The 18,619-nt window shown below is 70.6% G+C and carries 12 protein-coding genes and 1 pseudogene; 5 read left to right on the top strand and 8 right to left on the bottom strand.

The features are described 5' to 3' along the window. Nucleotides 1–99: 99 nt before the first annotated feature. The 3 genes from OG595_RS17410 to OG595_RS17400 form a co-directional block, all read right to left on the bottom strand. Complete coding sequence (locus tag OG595_RS17410) at nucleotides 100–309, bottom strand: DUF397 domain-containing protein (protein ID WP_329273119.1); 210 nt, start codon at nucleotides 307–309, stop codon at nucleotides 100–102. 227 nt (nucleotides 310–536) lie between these two features. Beyond that, nucleotides 537–1,394: a helix-turn-helix domain-containing protein gene (locus tag OG595_RS17405; RefSeq protein WP_329273118.1), complete on the bottom strand. Its 858-nt coding sequence runs from the start codon at nucleotides 1,392–1,394 to the stop codon at nucleotides 537–539. A gap of 597 nt (nucleotides 1,395–1,991) precedes the next feature. After that, nucleotides 1,992–2,747, bottom strand: a complete 756-nt coding sequence (locus tag OG595_RS17400) for a GOLPH3/VPS74 family protein (protein ID WP_329273114.1) — start codon at nucleotides 2,745–2,747, stop codon at nucleotides 1,992–1,994. Between the two features lie 216 nt (nucleotides 2,748–2,963). On the opposite strand from OG595_RS17400, the gene OG595_RS17395 reads away from it, so the two are divergent. After that, complete coding sequence (locus OG595_RS17395) at nucleotides 2,964–6,149, top strand: D-alanyl-D-alanine carboxypeptidase (RefSeq protein ID WP_329273111.1); 3,186 nt, start codon at nucleotides 2,964–2,966, stop codon at nucleotides 6,147–6,149. Nucleotides 6,150–6,245: 96 nt separating this feature from the next. Here OG595_RS17395 and OG595_RS17390 read toward each other — a convergent pair whose 3' ends face one another. From OG595_RS17390 to OG595_RS17375, 4 genes are all read right to left on the bottom strand, one after another. Beyond that, on the bottom strand, nucleotides 6,246–7,949 hold the full coding sequence (locus tag OG595_RS17390) for a hypothetical protein (protein ID WP_329273108.1): 1,704 nt from the start codon (nucleotides 7,947–7,949) through the stop codon (nucleotides 6,246–6,248). Between the two features lie 317 nt (nucleotides 7,950–8,266). Further along, a complete protein-coding gene (locus OG595_RS17385) occupies nucleotides 8,267–9,193 on the bottom strand; it encodes a MerR family transcriptional regulator (protein WP_329273106.1) in 927 nt (308 codons plus the stop codon). Nucleotides 9,194–9,301: 108 nt separating this feature from the next. Continuing rightward, nucleotides 9,302–9,805 (bottom strand): glutathione peroxidase, encoded by a 504-nt coding sequence (locus OG595_RS17380; protein WP_329273104.1) that lies wholly within the window; start codon nucleotides 9,803–9,805, stop codon nucleotides 9,302–9,304. A gap of 9 nt (nucleotides 9,806–9,814) precedes the next feature. After that, entirely contained in the window at nucleotides 9,815–10,810 is a 996-nt protein-coding gene (locus tag OG595_RS17375) for an ArsR/SmtB family transcription factor (protein ID WP_329273101.1), read from the bottom strand. Nucleotides 10,811–10,912: 102 nt separating this feature from the next. Between OG595_RS17375 and OG595_RS17370 the strand changes: the two genes are divergently transcribed. The 4 genes and pseudogenes from OG595_RS17370 (at nucleotide 10,913) to OG595_RS17355 (ending at nucleotide 14,896) form a co-directional block, all read left to right on the top strand. Then, nucleotides 10,913–12,169, top strand: a complete 1,257-nt coding sequence (locus tag OG595_RS17370; protein WP_329273099.1) for an MFS transporter — start codon at nucleotides 10,913–10,915, stop codon at nucleotides 12,167–12,169. 11 nt (nucleotides 12,170–12,180) lie between these two features. Then, nucleotides 12,181–12,750 (top strand): annotated as a pseudogene (locus tag OG595_RS17365) (RNA-guided endonuclease TnpB family protein); the annotation flags it as partial. Next, complete coding sequence (locus OG595_RS17360) at nucleotides 12,719–13,180, top strand: ATP-binding cassette domain-containing protein (RefSeq protein WP_329273097.1); 462 nt, start codon at nucleotides 12,719–12,721, stop codon at nucleotides 13,178–13,180. The pseudogene OG595_RS17365 and the gene OG595_RS17360, both read left to right, overlap by 32 nt. A 189-nt stretch (nucleotides 13,181–13,369) precedes the next feature. Beyond that, nucleotides 13,370–14,896, top strand: coding sequence for a hypothetical protein (locus tag OG595_RS17355; RefSeq protein ID WP_329273095.1), 1,527 nt, complete (start codon nucleotides 13,370–13,372; stop codon nucleotides 14,894–14,896). A gap of 80 nt (nucleotides 14,897–14,976) precedes the next feature. On the opposite strand, the gene OG595_RS17350 is transcribed toward OG595_RS17355, so the two are convergent. Further along, nucleotides 14,977–18,585: an FG-GAP-like repeat-containing protein gene (locus tag OG595_RS17350; RefSeq protein ID WP_329273094.1), complete on the bottom strand. Its 3,609-nt coding sequence runs from the start codon at nucleotides 18,583–18,585 to the stop codon at nucleotides 14,977–14,979. Between the last annotated feature and the right edge of the window lie 34 nt (nucleotides 18,586–18,619).

Genomic DNA, 18,619 nt, shown 5'->3' with positions numbered 1-18,619 from the left:
GAGCCGGGCGTGGCCGAGCCCCCTCGGCCAAGTCGGCGGGCCGGTCGAGAGGGCTCTTCCTGTGGTGCTTATGGAGTTGTGGGAAGCAGCGGTGAAGCATCAGGTGAGGTCGAACGCTCCCCGGCCGACCTCTGTCACGAACGAGTTCCATGAGTCGGCCGGGAAAGCCAGCGTTGGACCCGCCGGGACCTTGGAGTCCCGGACGGCCAGCGCCGCGTGAATCGGGGACTTGACCTCGACACACGCGCCGTTGCCAGTGGAGTACGAGGACTTCGTCCAGGTGCTCGTGGCGCCTTGCTGAATTGCCATGTTCGCTCCGCTTTGACCAGTGGTGAGTTCTGTCGCCGACCGGAGGGCACCCTGTGGAGCCCGCGGCACGGTTTGCGCCAACGTTGTTCCTTGATGGCCTGATCGACGCTACTCGCCAACCTCGTTGAGCGGACCGGTCGTTCACTCGACCGGGTGGCATATACCAGCGGGCTCTTCCATTGGCGTGGTGCAGAGGTGTACTGTGCGGCCCTTGCTTCTCCAGGACGTCAGCGTGCGTACTCTTTCGCCAAGTCCGCGATGAATTGCCGGGATTGCTCCACATTCAGGGCCTGTGCCCGCAAGTGTTCGTACATGACGCTGTACTTCTGAACGTCCTGCGCCTTCTCCAGGTAGAGGTCGCTGGTGACGCCCTCGATGTAGACCACGCTGGAATCGGCCGCGTCGGGGAACTCCAGGATCGCGTACTGGCCGTTGAGGCCCGGATGCGCCCCCATCTCGAAGGGGATGACCTGGACCGTGACGTGCGGCAGCTGGGACTGCTCGACCAGGGACTCCAGTTGCTCCCGCATCAGCAGCCTGCTGCCCACGACACGGCGCAGCGCCGCCTCGTCGAGCACCGTCCACAGGCGCAGCGGGTTCTCCACGGCGGTGATTCGTTCCTGCCGGCGCAGCCGGACCTGCACGCGGTTGTCGATGTCACCGGGGGGCGTCTCCGGCAACGCGCCGGTGATGAGCGCCTCCGCGTAGGGGCGGGTCTGCAACAGGCCCGGGATGACCTGGGGGTCGTACACGCGCAGCGACGCCGCGTCCGTCTCCAGCCCGATGTACACGCTGTACGGGACGTCCCCGAACGCGTGCCACCAGCCCTGCTGACGGGAGTCCTTGGCCATCTCCATCAGGGAGTCGACCATCCGCTGGTCCTCGACCTCGTACACCCCGCACAGGTCGCGGACATCGCGCTGGCTGATGCTGCGGCGGCCGTTCTCCAGCCTGCTGATCTTCGACTGGGAGACCAGCAGGCGCTCGGCGACCTCTTCGGCCGTCATGCCCTTCTGTTCGCGGAGCCTGCGCAACTCCTGGCCCAGCCGGCGTCGCCTGACGGTGGGATTCACATTGGACGCCATGGGACGTGCACCTCCGGCTGCGTACCTGTACTTGCCACTTTCCGTATCTGCTGTTGAGCAGACTGCCACCAAGGCGCGCGCTACCGCTGGGAAACTGCGGATATGCGATGCCGAGGCGGGAGATATGCGTCCGGTACACGCCAGTTCGGCGGATTCCGCTTAGCGTCCGGGGGCGTCCCCGGCCGGCTCCGGACACGCATGTGCCGGACGCCGTCCGCCGGAGGGCATGTGCCATGCGCCGCAGGGCGAGCGCGGGGCACTCGGCCCCGGACATACGGCCCCGGGCACACGGCCCCGGGCACACGGCCCCGGACACACGGCCCCGGACATACGGAACCGGGCGCCCGGCCCCGGACATACGGAACCGGGCGCCCGGCTCCGGTACGCGGACATGCGGCCGCGCGAGGCGGCGAGGGCCGGGTCGGAGTCCTTGCGGACGTCCTTACGGTCCCTCACCGCCCCGCGCGGGCCAGCGGCTCCCGAACCGGTCTTGGGGACTGCGGTGCGGCGCTGTTGAGGTCCTGCGTGGTGCGCGTGCGCGTCGAGCGGGGTCGTGCGGGTGCTTCACGGATCGGGCGTTCGTCGTGGGCCTGCGGCTCAGAGAGCCACGGCGCGCGCCATGGATCCGCGGTGCGGCTGCATCGGAACGCCGCGTGCGGGCTCCGGTGCGGACCTGGCTCCGGGGGCGGCCTGACGGCCGGCCGGTGCCGGGCTGCGGCGCGGTTGGACCGCGACGCCGTTCTGCACGTCCATGACAGCGTGGGCCACCAGGCCACCCATGGGGTCGTGCCGGATCAGGTCCCGTAGCCGGGAGCGGGACGAACGTCCCTCATTACCCGGATACAGGTGCTTGCCGAGACCGACCGCATGGGCCAGCGCGGCGAGCGCCGCCGTCCGCGGGTCCGGCGGGACGCCGGTGCGGATGGCGGTGTCCAGTCGGGCTCTGATCTCCCGGCTGATTTCCGTGTCCGTCGCCTGATAGCGAGTCGTCGGAAGCACCCCGCACATCTGTCCCGCCACGGCATGCACCATGCCGCACCGCTCCAGATGCGAGAGGTAGGTCTGACGCAGCCCCAGGCGGGGCCCGCCAATCCAGTTCACTGCGCGTACGGGTGCTCCGCGTCGGCGAAGCAGTTCCAACGCACAGTCCAGTGTTGGATCTCCAGTCGGCCGTGGTACGACCACGGCGATACGATCCCCGTCCGGGGCTATCCGTCCGGCCATCGCCAGCTCCACTAGCTGTGCTCCGGCCAGACCGAGGTCGAGCGACTGCGGCTGTGCGGTGGTACCCGTGGCCGGGTCCAGCGCCAGCAGAAGAAGCTCTTCCGGAATTGATCTGCGGCTCCTGCCCATCCATGCCTCCCCGCGTGGATGAATGACAGGGTGACCCCTCTCACATTCATCTGTCGAGAGGGCGTGACCGGTTCGTAGTGGAACCAGTAGCTATGTCGTTCTCGTCTACCGCAGGAGTCAAGGCTGCGCACAGGACACTGGTAGCTGGTTCGGACAGTGTCGTTCGGGCTGTGTTTGACGATTCACGGTTCACGGTTCGGTACGCGCACGGAGACCGTGCGGCGCGAGAAGGAGGCATCGGTGGCGGGCGAGTCCCCCGACAGGTCGAAGCAGCGCGAGTCGTCGGAAGAACCGACGTCGGGGAGCGCGGGTCCGGTTCCCGGGGCCAGGGGTGAATCCGGCGCCGGGGCACGTGACCCACGGCTCGCGGTGGCCCGGGAGCGGGAGTCCACGGCGCGCGGTGGCGTCGACACGGCGACGCGGGTGTTCCAGCGCCCCCTCCTTCCGGCGGAGGCCGCGGATGCGGAGAGCGGTGCCGAGACCGACGTCGACGCGAGTACGGCGGACACGGCCGCGGAGGCTGCCGGCGAGCCCGGGGGTGCCGCCGAGGCCGACGGCACCGACGGGACGGGCAGCACCCGGTTGCGTGCGGCCGTGGCCGCGTGGGTCGCCAGCGCCGACGGCGACGGCGACGGTGACGGCGCCGAGGGCGAGGGCGGGAACAGGGGCGGGGGCGAGTCCGAAGGCGCCGAGGGTGCCGCCGAGGAACCCGGCCCCGATGCGGAAGCTCCGGCCGACGCCCCTGGGGGCGCCGAGAAGCCCGCGGCTGCCACCACTGACGATGTCGGACCCGAAGAGCCCTCCGGGGCCACTGACGGGGCCCCTGAGGCCGCCGACGGGGCATCTGGCGATTCCGCCGAGGGCCCCTCCGAGGCGGACAGTGCCCAGGAGAGCGAATCGAAGCGGCAGCCGAAGCCCGGGTCCGAGCGGAAGCCCGGGCCCGAGCGGAAGCCCGGCACCGAGCCGAAGTCCGGCACCGAGCCGAAGTCCGGGCCCGAGTCCGGCGCCGGGTCCGTGAGCGCGGGCGAGCCGAAGTCCGGCGCCGGCAGTGAATCCGGTGCCGAGCCGACGTCCGGCTCCGAATCCGGCGTCGGGCCCGAGTCGGGCGCCGAGGTCGAGAACGCGGCCGAGCCGAAGCCCGGCGTGGGGTCCGGGGTCGGGCCGGAGTCTGACACCGAGGCTGACTCCGGCACCGAGCCCGAGAGCGCCGCCAGGCCGAAGTCCGGCACCGCCACCGGCGCGGGGTCCGAGCCCGGCGAATCCGGAGCCGGGACCGGGACCGGGACCGATGACGCGCCTGAGCCGAAGTCCGCCGTCGAGGCCGGCTCCGGCACCGAGCGCGCGGCCGATCCGAGGTCCGGCGCCGGCAGCGATTCCGGGGCCGATCCGAGGTCCGACGCCGAGCCGACGTCCGGGGCTGAGTCCGACGCCGAGACGGGGTCCGCGCCCGGGTCCAAGCCCGGCGCCGAATCCGGGTCCAAGCCCGGCACCGCGCCCGGGTCCAAGCCCGGCACCGCGCCCGGGTCCAAGCCCGGCACCGCGCCCGGGTCCAAGCCCGGCGCCGAATCCGGGGCCGGGTCCGAGCCCGCGTCCGATTCGGCGCCCTCGCCTGACGCCAAGGCCGAAGCCGGCGCTGACTCCGCCTCCGTCTCTGGCTCCGCCGCTGACTCCGCCCCCGCCTCCGGCGTGGACGCCGACGGTCCGGCCCCCAAGCCCTTCGTCGATCAGCCCACCGCCGTCTTCAAGGCCGTACGCCCGCCCGCCGCGCCCCCTGTCGACCAGCCGACGACGATGCTCAAGCTCGGCGACCTCGCAGCGGCGAAGCCCAAGGGCGACAGGCGGGACGCGGACGGCAAGGCGGACGCCAAGGCAGACGCTGACGCCAGGACGGATGCCGTCGAGGGTGCCAAGGGCGAGTCCGTTTCGGAGCGAACCAGCAAATTCGTAGCCCTGAGGCAGCTGGACGACCCGGCGACCCGTAAGCCGCCGCCCGCCGCGGGCCCCCCCGAGGCACCCGCTCCGGCGCCGTCCTCCGCGCAGGCGCCGAAGGCACCCGCCGCCGATGCCACCGCCGTCACCCCGCAGGTCGGGCCGGAGCGGACGACGCAGCAGCCGTTGCCGCCCATGCCGCCGCTGGATCTGCTGGCCGAGCTGACGAACACGCCGCCGCCCCGGGACACCGCCGTGCGGACGGTCGCGCGGCGCGTCAAGATCTGGACGCCAGTGGTCGTCCTGCTGGCGATCGTCTTTGCGGTCGTACAGGCTTTCCGTCCGCTGCCGAGCCCCGAGCTGACGTTGACCGCCGAGGACTCCCACACCTTCGAGGGGACGGCCGCCGCGCTGCCGTGGCCGTCCGAGGGACAGGGCTGGATGGACGTCAACGGCGTCGGAACCATGGGGAACTTCGGCGAGCAGAAGCCGGTCGCCATCGGGTCGGTCGCCAAGGCGATGACCGCGTACATCGTCCTCAAGGACCACCCGCTGAAGTCCGGCCAGGCAGGCCCGAAGATCACCGTCGACGCGCTGGCGGAGAAGGAGGCCGGCTACTGGAAGGACGGCGAGTCCACGCTCACCACCGTCAAGCAGGGTGACGTCCTCACCGAGCAGCAGGCGATCTCGGCCATCATGATCCCGTCGGCGAACAACATCGCCCGGCTGCTGGCACGTTGGGACTCGGGGACCGAGGCGGCGTTCATCAAGAAGATGAACGACACGGCCAAGGAACTCGGGATGAAGAACACCACCTACACCGACGCCTCCGGCCTGAAGGAGACCACCGTCTCCACCGCCGAGGACCAGGTGAAGCTGGGCAACGCGCTGGTGCGGATCCCGGCGCTGATGGACATCACCAAGCTGCCGGTCTGGTACGACCCCACGGGCAAGAAGTGGGACAACTACAACCGTCTCGTCCCCTACAACGGTGCCATCGGCATCAAGACCGGCACCACCACCGCGGCCGGCGGCAACCTGCTCTTCGCCGCCACCAAGGAGGTCGGCGGCGAGACGGCCGTCGTCGTCGGCGCGATCCTCGGCCAGCACACGGCGCCGATCATCGACACCGTCAACGCGGTCAGCAAGACGGCGATGATCGCCGCCCGGGACGCGCTGCTGTCGTCGAAGATCCTGAAGAAGGGCGATGTCGTCGGGTACGTCGACGACGGGCTCGGCGGGCACACGCCGGTCGTGCTGTCGAAGGACGTCACGGCGGTCGGCTGGGCCGGGCGGAAGGTCGAGCTGTCGTTCGTCGCCGACGACGACCTGCCGCACTCCGCCAAGGCGGGCACCACGGTGGGCTCCCTCACCGTGGGCGACGGCAAGGGCGGCGCGGTCAAGGTCCCCGTCCAGCTCCAGAAGGACCTGGTCGAGCCCGGCTTCGACAAGAAGCTGACACGGGTCGGCTGACCGGTACCCGGCTGGACGCGAGCTGGATGTGCGGAAGGGCCCGCCCCCATCGGGGCGGGCCCTTCCGCACATCCAGCCGTCCTGCTCCCGTCCCCGTTACTTGTCCTTCTCCGCTTCCTTCTCGCACTGCAGGGCCGTCTCCCGCGACGGCCCGCCGTACGTGGAGCTGATCCGGATGTCGCCGGGCTCCTCGACGGTCAGCTTGGTGAACTCGCCCTCGTCCGTCAGGCAGCCGTTCTCCGCCCACAGCCAGGGCGAGAACGCGATCCGTACGGTCACCTCGCCGGCCTTCGGCATCCGGACGACGAGGTTGGCGCCGTCGGCGCTGACCACGGAGGCCGGCTTGTCGACCAGCGGGGTCGCGTTCTTGACCCGGTAGATCTTCCAGTTGGCGTCCTCCCAGACCGGCTGGAGATAGCTCGGTCCGCTGGTCACCAGGGCGTGCTCCAGTTTCGCCGGGCCGTCCGGTTCGCCGTTGACGAGGACGACGAAGCCCACCGCCCACTGGGAGAGCCACGCCTTGTACGCCGTGGGGGAGAAGCCGCCCTCGGGCTCGGCGGTGCCTCCGTGGCCCTCGTAGAAGAGCCGGCCCCGCTCGACGTCCGCCTGCCGGTTCCAGCCGCGGGCCATGTTGATGTACGGGGCGAGGATGGCGGCCTCGCGGTGGTCGCGGGCCGGTACGACCTCGACGCGCGTCTGTTCGGCGCCCAGCCGCTTCAGCTCGTTCACGACGCCGTCCGTCTTGACGGCCCACTCGGGCACCGTGGTGTTGGTGACGATGTCGGCGATCGTCTTGCCGGACAGCCAGCTCACGGAGATGGCCATCGCGAGCCCGAGGGCCACGATGCGCCGCCGGGGGGTGAACCAGGGGAGGGGCAGCCGGGGAGGGACCGCCTGGGCGGTATCCCCGTCCTGTGCCCTGTACATCATGATCGCGAGCAGTGTCGCCGGGGCGGCCAGCTCGGAGAGCCGCTCGACGTTCGTACCGATCGGGGTCGGGATCAGGTAGCAGAGGACCACGCCGGCCGCGTACACCGCGGAGCCCAGCCGCAGGGTGCGCCAGGCGCTCGGGGCCGTCAGGACGACGATCGCGCACAGCACGACGGGCGGCCATATACGGGCGAACGGCATCGGCTGCTCGCCCTCGAACGGGAACAGCAGCGTCGTGACGCCCACGACGGCCACCGGGGGCACCAGCAGGGCCACGGCCCGGCCCCAGTCGCGCGACAGCAGATAGGCGGCGCCGACGACGAGGACGAACAGCCCGGCGACCGGGCTGCCGGTGGTGGCCAGCGTCGCGCACAGGGCGGCGATGCCGAGGTGTCGTGCGCCGCGCCCGCTCACCACGGCCAGTACGGCCGCCATGGCGAAGGCGGTGCCCAGCACGAACGTGGAGCGCCCCGAGATCACCTGGCACCACAGCGAGAACCCCACCGCCATCGCCGGCCACAGCGGCTTGCGCACACCTGTGCGGGCGACGAGTTCCGCGCCGAGGACCGTGGCCGCGACCCCGGAGAGCATGGTGGCCGCGACGACACCGATGGCGGCCATCAGGTACGGGGACATCAGGCTGTAGTTCGCCGCGTGCAGTCCGCCGTACCAGAACAGGTTGTACGCGGAGTCCGGGTACATCTTCGCGAACTCGGCCCACGCCACCTGGGCGGCCAGGTCGCCGCCGCCGGTCGCGAACACCGCCCACCACACGAAGTACAGCGGCACCGCGCAGGCGGTCACCGTCAGGGCCACCCGGTGGCGCTCGTGCCACACCTCGCGTACCTGCGTGGGCTTCTCGGCGCGCATGACAGGTCTGCGTGGGGTCAGCTCGGCAAAGGCCACTGCAACTTCCGTTTCGCTTCGGCTCGGGCTCGCGCGGACGACTGGCGGTGTCTGTCCCGGAGAGATCTCTGTGGAGGCCTCTCCGGGGTAGACGCTAATCGCACCCCGGGCGTTGGTTTACAGGGCCCCATGTGACATGGCGGTGACTGGGGCATGACGGAAAAGAGCCCCATCAGCTTGTGACGGTTCCCGGACGGGCGCGACCGGATAATTCAGGCCGCGCCCATCCGGTCACTTCTCGGGCACTCTCCCGGGTCCCCTACGGGTTCCCCGGGGCATTCTCACGAACCGGCCGGGGAGACGGGGGACGGGACGGGCAGCGTGACGGACGATGCGACGGGGAACGCGATGTCGCACACCGCGTCGTCCGGTCCCGCCGCTTCCCAGTCCGCGAAGTACACCTCGCGGCACGGGCCCGTCGGCCCGGTCCCCTGCCCGGCCAGCCACCGCTCCACCGCCTCGAAAGCGGCGATGATCTGCGGATGGGCCACCTGCGCCTTCGTGATCCGCGTGTACGCGAGCCGCCGGGCCGGTTCCACCCGTACCACCGTCTCCCAGGGCCGCCCGTGCGCCTGCGCCCAGGCCCGCGCGGCGGCCTCGTCGGCGACCGGGACGCACGACTCGGCCGGACCGTCGCTCTCCATGGACACCTCGGAGTGGTAGACGACGAACGGTGCCGCCGTCACGCCCCCGCACTCCCGGGCCGCCGCCTCCAGGCGCCCCAGCGACGCCCCGATCCACGCGGGCAACTCATCCGCGAGAGTGTGCCGCGTCTCCGTCAGCACCACCCGCTCGGGTACGTCCACGATCTCGATCACGAACTTCCCGTACAGCTCTTCCATCTCGGAGCTCCTCCCCGACAGTCGTCCACGGAGGTAGTCGGCGAGTGTGCGCTGTCCCGCGATCCGCGCCTCGACGTCCGCCCAGTAGGCGGCGAGCCGCTCGGCGGCGGCCGTCCCGTCCAGCTCGACCAGGGTCACCAGCTCGCCGATGAGGGCGAGTGGCATGTCCAGCTGTCGCAGCAATGCCACCAGGCGGGCGCGTTCGGTCTGCTCGGTGCGGTAGTAGCGGTAGCCGCTCGCCTCGTCGACGTGCGCGGGGGCGAGCAGCCCGAGTCGGTCGTACAGCCGCAGGGCCTTGGGCGAGAGCCGGGCCCGTGCGGCGAACGCGCCGATGGTGAGCAGGTCGTCGTTCCCGTAGCCGTCCACTCCGACATCCTCCGTCACCGGGCACGGTCGGCCCGGTGACACAGGACGCTCACCCCTGCCCCAGGGGCAGGGTCAACCCAAGGCCGGCCCGCTGAACCGAGGGGCAGGTCAGCCGATGGCCTTCTCCACCGCGCCCACCAGCTCGTCCGTCTCCGGCTCGGTCTGCGGGGAGAAGCGGGCGACGACCTGGCCGTCACGGCCGATGAGGAACTTCTCGAAGTTCCAGCGGATGTCGCCGGTGTGGCCCTCGCCGTCGGCGAAGCCCACCAGACGGTCGTACAGGGTGTGCCGGGCGTCCCCGTTGACCTCGATCTTCTCGGTCATCGGGAAGGTCACGCCGTACGTCGCCGAGCAGAACTCGGCGATCTCCTCGGAGCTGCCGGGCTCCTGGCCGAGGAACTGGTTGCAGGGCACCCCGAGGACGGTGAAGCCCTTCTCGGCGTACCGCGCCTGGAGCTTCTCCAGCCCCGCGTACTGCGGGGTCAGCCCGCACTTGGAGGCGACGTTGACGATGAGGACGGCCTTGCCCGCGTACTGGGACAGGTCCGCGGAACCGCCCGTGAGGGCACCGATCTCGACATCGAGGGGGGAGGAACTGGCATCTGTGGTCATAAGCGGATGCTAACTCCGGTAGGTGTCGGGCCCTGCTCCCGCCCTCGAAGCCGTGACCAAGACCTCACCGGCCGCCGTACGCGAGTACAGCACCGACCGCCCCGCCCGATGCCGCTCCACCAGCCCCGCGTCCAGCAGCACCCGCAGATGCCGCCCGACCGAGCCGAGCGTCTGCCCGGTCACGCCGGTCAGCTGGGTGGTGCTGTGGGGCGAGTCGAGGAGGACGAGCACGGTGGCCCGGGCCGGTCCGAGGAGCGCCCCGAGGGCGGCGGACGCCCCACGCCCACCGCGGTGCTCGGCCAGCACGCCCGCACACGGGTAGATGACGGCGTACCGCTCCGGCTCCTCCCACGCCACCCACCCCGCCTTCGGTGTCACGGGTACGAAGACCAGCTCGGCACCGGAGATCTCGCGGGGCGGGTTCGCGTACAGGTTGATCTGGAGCCGGTCACCGTCGAGCCAGCGAGTGCCCGGGCGCAGGGTGTCCAGGACGGCCGCCCAGCCGTCCTGACCGAGCCGCGCGGTCCGGGCGACCACATCGGCTTCGAGGACGCGCCGACGCCGGTCCCAGTACGGCAGTACGGCCTCCTCCCACACGTACGTGAGGAGGTCGGCGGCGCGTTCCGGGAGGTCGTCCCGGTCGGCGAGGGCGGCGGGCAGCGGGCCGGGGCGGGAGCGGACGAGGTGGTCGCGGGCGAGAGCGGGGGCGACCGTACGGACGCGGTCGACGGCCTCCTCGAACGTCTCCCCGTACCGGGGGGTGGGGGTCAGGAAGTCGGCGGTCCAGTCCCGGCCGAGGCCGGCGCGGACGAGGAGAGCGGCCGTCGGGTCGTGCGCGAGACGGCGGCGGTACGCGGGCAGGTGGGCGGCCAGCCAGCCGCGCTCGCCGGGGTGCGAGGCCGTCCCGGCGTGCAGCAGACGCAGGTTCGCGAAGGTCTCGGCGAGGGGCGAGATGACGAACCGGCTGCGGGCCAGGGTGTCGGCGTTCACCTGCCACCAGCCCATGCCCGTCCCTCCGTCGGCCCTCCGTCAGCGTGGAGCGTGCGTGAGGTTTCGCGTGTGCGCGAAACAATAACGGGGGTCCGGAGCCTCTCGCAGACTCCCCGCATGCGCAGCTACTCCGCCCTCTTCCGCACCCGCGAGTTCACACCGCTCTTCCTCTCCACGGCGCTGAGATCGGCCGCCTCGACGATCGGCGGTCTGGCCCTCGCCACCCTCACCTACCGCGCCACCGGCTCGCCCCTGCTCTCCGCCCTGAGCATGTTCGGCCCCCAGCTCGCCCAGGTGGTGGGCGCCACGACCCTCCTCTCGGCCTCCGACCGACTGCCCCCGCGCGCGACCCTGACGGGCATCGCGCTCGCCTTCGCGCTCGGTACGGCGGCCATGGCGACCCCGGGCCTGCCGATCGGGGCGGTCTTCGCCCTGCTGTTCGTGCTGGGGCTGATCGCGTCGCTGGGGGCGGGGGTCGGCTGGGGCCTGCTCAACGAGATCCTGGCCAAGGAGGGCTACCTGCTGGGGCGTTCGGTCTTCAACATGTCGAACGGGCTGATGCAGATCGCCGGTTTCGCGACCGGCGGGGTCATGGTGGCGACCCTCTCTCCCCGCACCGCACTCCTCACCGCGGCGGCCCTCTACCTGGCAGGCGCCCTGGTGACCCGCCTGGGCCTGACCCGCCGCCCGCCCCGACTCTCCGGCCGCCCGTCCATCGCCCAGACCTGGCGTACGAACGCCCAGTTGTGGTCGGCCCGGCCTCGCAGACTCACCTACCTGGGCCTCTGGATGCCCAACGGCCTGGTCGTCGGCATCGAGTCCCTGTACGTGTCCTACGACCCCGGCTCCGCCGGCACCCTCTTCGCCTGCGCGGCCCTCGGCATGCTCATCGGGGACGTGACGATCGGCCGGTTCGTGTCACCCCGGCTGCGCCGCCGACTGGCCGTGCCGCTGCTCCTGTTGCTGGCGGTGCCGAACCTGGTGTTCGCGCTGGGCCCCGGGGTGTGGGTGGCGGCCGTGACGGTCTGCGTGGCCTCGGTCGGTTACGGCGCGAGCCTCGTCCAGCAGGAACGCCTGATGTTCCTCACCCCGCCCGAACTCTCCGGCCACGCCCTCGGATTGCACTCCGCCGGGATGCTCACGATGCAGGGCGTGAGCGCGGCCCTGGCCGGCACGATCGCCCAACTCACCTCCCCCGGGGCGGCGATGGCGTTGATGGCGGCGGGGTCGGTGTGCGTGACGGTGGTCCTGGTGGCGGCTGGGCGGCGCGAGGGGCACGGTTCGGATGGCAGCACGGGTGACGGCGCGGGAGTCGCGAGCCCGGCAGAGCAGCCGTGGTCCGTCGAGCGGCCCGGCAGCACCCGGAACGGGTGAAAAATTCCGCCAGGGTGACTCGAAACGTGAAGAAGGCGCAGCGGGAACTGTCCCGTAAGCGGAAGGGGGCGAAGAACCGGGAAAAGGCCCGGCTGAAAGTTGCCCGCGCCCACGCTGCTGTGGCGGATGCGCGCAAGGAGTTCCATCATCAGCTCTCCACCCAGTTGATCCGCGAGAACCAAGCGGTCGCTGTGGAGGACCTGGCGGTATCGGGACTGGTGCGTACCCGGCTGGCCAAGAGCGTGCACGACGCGGGCTGGTCACAATTCGTTGACCTGTTGGAGTACAAGGCGAAGCGGTACGGGCGGGCCTTCGTGAAGGTCGGCCGGTTCGAGCCCACCAGCCAGGTGTGTTCGGCCTGTGGCCACCGGGACGGGCCCAAACCTCTGCACGTGCGGGAATGGACCTGCCCCGCCTGCAACACCGTCCACGACCGGGACCACAACGCCGCGATCAACGTCAAACAGGCCGCCGGACTGGCGGCATCAGCCTGCGGAGCGTCGGTAAGACCGGGACTTGTCCCGGCACAGCGCGAAGAAACAGGAAGTCGTGGAGTCCCGCCTCAAGCGCGTGCCGCGTAGCGACACGGAAACGAGCGAGACGGCCAGAAACTCCCTCCCCTTCAGGAGGGGTACAAGTCAAAAGGGTGGTCACCAGATATCCGGCGGCCAGTGGCAGCGCCTCGGCGTCGCCCGCGCCCGGCACCGCGACGCCCGCATCCTCGTCGTCGACGAACCGACCAGCGCCCTGGACGCGGAGACCGAGCAGCGCGTCTTCGACCAGATCCGCAGCCGCGCCGCCGCCGGCCAGACGATCATCCTGATCACCCACCGTCTGCACAGCGTCCGGCACGCCGACGAGATCTATGTCCTGGACCGGGGCCGGGTCGCCGAACACGGCACGTTCGAGGACCTGTTGAGGCCCGACGATGACGGACCGGGGCTTTTCCGGCGGATGTACCTCGTGCAGTCGGAGCAGTACCGGCTGGACGGCGAGCAGACGGCCGAGTAGTGATCCACATCACAAGATCGTGACGCGAGGAAAGTGAAGGAAGTGTGCCACGGCGATGCGTGGGGCTGGCATGCTCATGCGTGGCTACTGAGGGGTAACCGTTCGTGCTCGATCCCTGGCTCGATCCCCGGCTCAACCCCCGTGCCCCGTCCCGTCATTCGATCAACTCGATCCCGAGGACCCCCACGCGTGCACAAGCTCACCAGACATGCCCTGTTGGCATCGGTCACCGTCGCGGCCCTGCTCACCACGGGCTGCTCCGCAAGCTCGTCGACCGAGGCCGACAACACGGGTGCGGCAGCGGCCGAGATGCCCGCCGCCGCCAACACGCCGGACGAACTCGCCGTCGTAAAGGCCCCGTTGGACAACACGGCCCCCACCGCCGTGGCAACCCAGGGCGCGGCCCGGACGGGCTCCGCAGCGCGGAAGTCGTCGCTCAAGGTCGCCTCGTACGACAAGAAGAGCGGCCGGGCGGTCATCACCGCGAAGTCGGTGACCGCGCCCGTGGACGGCGCGAAGACCCCGTCCTCCGCCCCCGCCTCCTCTCCCTCCTCCTCCGACCCTTCCTCCCCCTCGCCCTCCGCGTCGGAGACGACTGCCGCTCCCGCCGCGCCCGTTGCCGTCGGTGACGTCATCGCGAGCGCCCCCGCTCCCGGTGCCCCCGACGGTCTGCTGGCCGAGGTGACCGAGGTCGTCGGTGACGCCGCGGACGGCGGTACGGAGGTGGTCACCAAGTCCGCCGAACTCAGCTCCGTACTCGGTGAGAGCAAGGCCGAGGGCGACGTTCCGGTCGACCCGTCGGCCATCGAGGTCGACCCGCTCGTCCAGGGCGTGAAGGTCTCCTGGGCGAAGACCGGCGACCTCACCTTCGGCCCCGAGGGCGCGAAGCTCCCGCTGGGCAGCCTGCGTATCGACGTGGGCGCCGCCATCGCCACGGCCGAGGGCGCTCCCGCCTCGGCGTCGGCCTCGGTGCAGGGCTTCGTCCAGCTCGCGCCCGAGGTCGCCTTCTCGTACGACGGTTCCGGCAGCGGGACGGGCTCCTCGCCCGGCGGCGCGTTCCTCGGCCTGACCGGTGACTGGGCCTCGAAGTGGTCCCTGAAGGGCCGCGCGGCCGGCACCACCACGACCGACGGCAAGCCCCTGCGCATCCCCTTCGCGAAGCTCCACGCCGACCCCGTCATCTACGCGGGCCCGGTCCCGATCGTCGTCAACCTCGACCTGGTCTGCTACTTCCAGGTCGACGCCGACGGCAAGGTGACCGTCGACGTCGAGCAGGACCTCAAGGGCGACTTCCGCGTCGGCGGCACCTTCTCCTGGAGCAAGGGCTGGCAGTCGGTCAGCGAGTCCGAGATGACCGGCACCCCGCTGGACGTCAACGTCACGGCGACCGGCGACGTCAAGGCGTCCCTGGGCGCCGAGGCCTCGATCGGCCTGTACGGCACCGTCGGTGTCAGCGCCGACCTCGCCCCGTACCTCCGCGTGGAGGCGGACGCCGCGGCCGGGGGATCGAGCGACGGCACGGGCTCGGCGAGCGGCTCCTGGGCCCTGTACGGGGGCGTCGACCTCTCCGGCGCCCTCCAGCTCCAGCTGACCATCTTCGGCACACCGATCTTCCAGACCCGCATCCCGCTGGGAGAACTCCACAAGGAGTGGCCACTGGCCAAGGGCGAGGCATCGGCGACGACACCGCCGACGACGGTGAAACCGGCGGCCTGACGCGCGCCGGGCCGATCACGGCTGAGGGGCTCTTCCGTCCGGTACCGGACGGAAGAGCCCCTCAACCGTTTACCCCTGGGTCAGCCCAGCCGCTTCACCGTCGTCCATCCGTCCGCGTCCAGCGTGTCCGGGGACGCGTCGTTGGCGGTGGCGGAACCCGCGAACAGGAGCAGGGCGCCCGCGGAGTTGGTCGCGATCATGTCGGGGATGCCGTCGCCGGAGATGTCCGGACTGCCGTACACCAGTGGGTAGCTGGCGGCCGTGAAGGTGGTGGAGGCGTAGGTGTCGTCACCGTCCAGGCTGCCTGCCGAGGTGCCCAGGCTGCTGAGGACCGTGCTCACCCCGTCACTGCCGAGGATGCCCTTGCGCAGCACGATGTTGCCCGCCGTGGTCCGGTACGTCAGGTCCATCGCCTTGTCGCCGTTGTAGTCGGCGATGGCCACGAAGTCGCGGCCCTCCCAGGACGTGGTGGTGTGCTGGGTGGCGGTGGTGAATGCGCCGCCCGTGTACCCGGAGAGGATCCACAGCTCGCCGCCGCCCACCCCGCCCGCGACGAACAGCTCCGGCCGGCCGTCGCCGGTGAGGTCGCCCGCCGCCTTCATCTCCGACCAGGTGGACGGGGCGGGCATGTTGGCGGGCAGCCGGACCTCGACGCGCTCCCTGACGTTGATGGCGCCGTAGCCGTCACCGGGATAGATGAACAGCCGGTTGTCGGGCGTACGGATCACCCAGTCGGTGACACCGTCGCCGGGTGCGAAGTCGCCGTTGTGGGTCACCAGCGCGTACAGGGGGTTGGCGCTGTCGCCGTTCCAGATGTGCGGGGCGGTGCCGGCGTCCCGCAGCAGGGTCCCGTTGTCGTGCTGGCCCCAGGAGCTGACGTTCCACTTGCCGTTCTGGTCCGTCGTGTTGATCCAGAGGTTCCCGGCGGCGGTGACGTGACCGTAGTCGGGGGAACCGTCGCCGTTGAGGTCGCCGGCGGCGTCGGCGCTCGGGCGCGGGGTGACGTAGAAGGTGTGCTTGTACGGGTTGGGCGAGATGTTGCCCGCCGAGTCGACGGCCTTGACGTACAGGGTGTTGGGGCCTGCCGCCGGTGGCTGCATCCCGGTGTAGTCCTCCGTCGACGTGATGACGGTGGTGCAGGTGGCCGCGCCCGTGCCCTGCTTGGTGCCCGCGCAGGCGTAGTGGTCGTACGTGGTGTTGTTGACGGAGAAGACGAACTTCACGATGTCGCTGTCGGCGCCCTTGGTGAAGGTGAAGTTCCCGGCGGTGCCGAACGTGACCGTGGACCAGACCTCGCCGTTGCTGTCGTTGTCACTGTCGGCGGGGAACTGGACCGAGGTGACCAGGGAGGGCGAGTCGGGCAGGTCGGAGTCGTAGTGGAAGCGGCAGAACCCGGAGCCGCTGGTGGGCGACCAGGCGCTGCTGACCTTCTTGTCCCAGGAACGCACCCGCCACACGTAGTTGTTGCCGTTGGACAGCGTGAACCGGTCGGAGCTGAGCTTGACCGGGGCGGTCTCGCCGTCGTCCACCGGGACGGAGAAGTACTTGTGGGTGGCGTCGTACGACCCCTCGCGCCAGACCTCGAACTCCAGCTTGGCGAGGTCGCTGTCGGGGTCGGTGGCCTTGGCGCTGATCGTCGGGACGGTCTTGCCCAGGTTGATGTAGGGCGACGCGCTGGTGTCGCAGGAGCCGGGGCTCATGGTGACCGAGGTCGGGTTGCCCGGCTTGCGGTTGTACTCGACGGCGATCGTCGGCGAACCCTCGCCCTCGGCCTTGAACTTCTTCCAGGAGTACGTGTCCGTCTCCAGGCTCGACGCCGAGGTGGTCGGGGCGGAGGAGGAGGTCGAGGCCACCAGGCCCACGTTGAAGGACGTCCAGCCGTTGTCCGCGGCCTCCTGGAGCAGCGAGGTGACCGTGAAGTTGACGTTGGTGTCGGGGCAGGAGCTGTTGGACTTCCAGCCGTAGGCGAAGGACTTGGAGGTGATCTTCCGCTTCCAGCCGGGCTGACGGTTCCATGTGGTGGAGCCGGAGAAGGGGTCGGTACGCCACACCTGCATGGTGCGCTTGCTGCACGACCAGGAGTGGGTCTCCAGGATCTTCATGGTCGCGCTGGAGACGTCCGCGTCCTTGATGGACTTCTGGAGCTTGAGCTTGAAGAACGAGCGTGAGGTGCCCCAGGTGTCCCGCTCGAAGCCGACGCGGGCCTCCTTGGTGTCCTGGTTGTAGTTGGCACCGTCGTAGAAGCTGGAGCTGGGGTACTTCTTGTACACGCTGGTCCAGTTGGACCGCAGCGCGGAGGTCGAGGGGTCCAGGAACAGTGGGTAGACCGGTGCCTTGGCGCCCGTCGGGGCGAGGTAGTCGCCTGGCGGGGTGATGGTCAGGACGCGGCTGACCTGGTTCAGGGAAGCCCCCGCGGTGGCCGCGTGGCCGCCGTCGCCGGGACCGTTGACGGCGGGCAGCGCGAGGGTCTCGTTCGCGGCGGAGGCCGGCCGAGCGTAGGCGGCGGGGTCGATGTCCCCGCCGTCGAGCCGGGAGTCGGCGTCGTCCTTCGAGTTCCCGGAACCGGCCGTGCCCTCCTCGGGGTTGCTCTCGGGGTCGGCCTCGGCGGACCTGTCCACGGCCGAGGTCCAGCCCTCGACGTCCTCCGCGTCCTCGTTGCCGCCGATGCCGGCGTCCGGGTCGGTGGCCGGGGCGTCCGTGTCGTGTGTGCCCGCCGAGTCCCACAGGAACGGGGTGGGCGAGACGGATATCTCGTTGCCGTTCCTGTCCTCGCCCCGCATGACGTCGGTTGACGGGTCGAGCGAGAAGGCGAGCGTGGGTGAGGTGAAGCGGTAGCGGGGCGGGTCGGCGGCCAGCGCGGCGGCGGCCTCAGGGGTGTGGATGACCAGGACATGGGTGTACCCGCTGTCCCGCGCGGTCAGCATCAGGTCGACGTCCGGCAGCACACCCTCGTACAGCGCCCGGTTGTCCTCGACGACCGGCTCCGGGAGCGTGCCGGGCCACTCGACGCCGATCTCGTGGCCCTCGACGGACATCGTCAGGAGTGAGGTCCAGGCGGGTTCGGCGTCGTCGGCGGCCGGTACGGCGACAGTCGAGTTCTTGCTCGTCGCGCGATAGACGGCGGTGTTGAGGGCCGACTCCCCGGCAGTGCCCGCCCCCGAATTGGTGGATTTACTGGAAAGACCCGCACTGTTTACCTTGGATTTACTTTTACTTGGGGTGCGGTTCGGGTCCCCCGAGCTGAAAGTCACGGGATTGGGGCTGTTCACGGTGGTCCAGCCGGCCTTTCCCTCCCGCAGCGAGGTGTCGACCGGGGCCCACTTTCCCTGGGCGTTCTTCGCCCGCACCGGCGCCACGGAGGCCGTGTAGGTGAAGGAGCCGTCGGGATTGGCGAACGTCCGGGAGAACTCGTCGGTGAGCGCGGCCACTTCGACTTTCTTGCCGGTCCTGCGCGCCTTCCGCTGGGCCGCGTCCTCGGCGCCGACCTCGCTCTTCGCCGGCTTGGCCCTCGCGCCCGCCCCGGGCGAGTTCTTCGCGGCCGGCCCGTCGTCGCTCAGGGCCAGGACGGTGGCACCGCCGACCAGCAGCGCGAGGGCGATCGCGGCGGCGACGCCGCGTCGAACTCCCCCTCTGCCAGGGGGTGTTGGTTCGCTGGTGTCGTGGCTCTCGTGACTGTCGTGGTCGCTCAAGGGACCCTTCTCCCGTTGTCCTGGGCCTGGCTTG

It is taken from the genome of Streptomyces sp. NBC_01451, assembly GCF_036227485.1.
Lineage (GTDB): Bacteria > Actinomycetota > Actinomycetes > Streptomycetales > Streptomycetaceae > Streptomyces.
Note: the sequence above shows the minus strand (reverse complement) of the source record. Positions and strands in the feature narration are given on the sequence as shown.

Excerpts from the sequence above, each read along its gene's own strand:
- OG595_RS17410 (WP_329273119.1), bottom strand. The coding sequence starts at position 309 with ATGGCAATTCAGCAAGGCGCCACGAGCACCTGGACGAAGTCCTCGTAC.
- OG595_RS17405 (WP_329273118.1), bottom strand. The coding sequence starts at position 1,394 with ATGGCGTCCAATGTGAATCCCACCGTCAGGCGACGCCGGCTGGGCCAG.
- OG595_RS17400 (WP_329273114.1), bottom strand. The coding sequence starts at position 2,747 with ATGGGCAGGAGCCGCAGATCAATTCCGGAAGAGCTTCTTCTGCTGGCG.
- OG595_RS17390 (WP_329273108.1), bottom strand. The coding sequence starts at position 7,949 with ATGCGCGCCGAGAAGCCCACGCAGGTACGCGAGGTGTGGCACGAGCGC.
- OG595_RS17380 (WP_329273104.1), bottom strand. The coding sequence starts at position 9,805 with ATGACCACAGATGCCAGTTCCTCCCCCCTCGATGTCGAGATCGGTGCC.
- OG595_RS17375 (WP_329273101.1), bottom strand. The coding sequence starts at position 10,810 with ATGGGCTGGTGGCAGGTGAACGCCGACACCCTGGCCCGCAGCCGGTTC.
- OG595_RS17370 (WP_329273099.1), top strand. The coding sequence starts at position 10,913 with ATGCGCAGCTACTCCGCCCTCTTCCGCACCCGCGAGTTCACACCGCTC.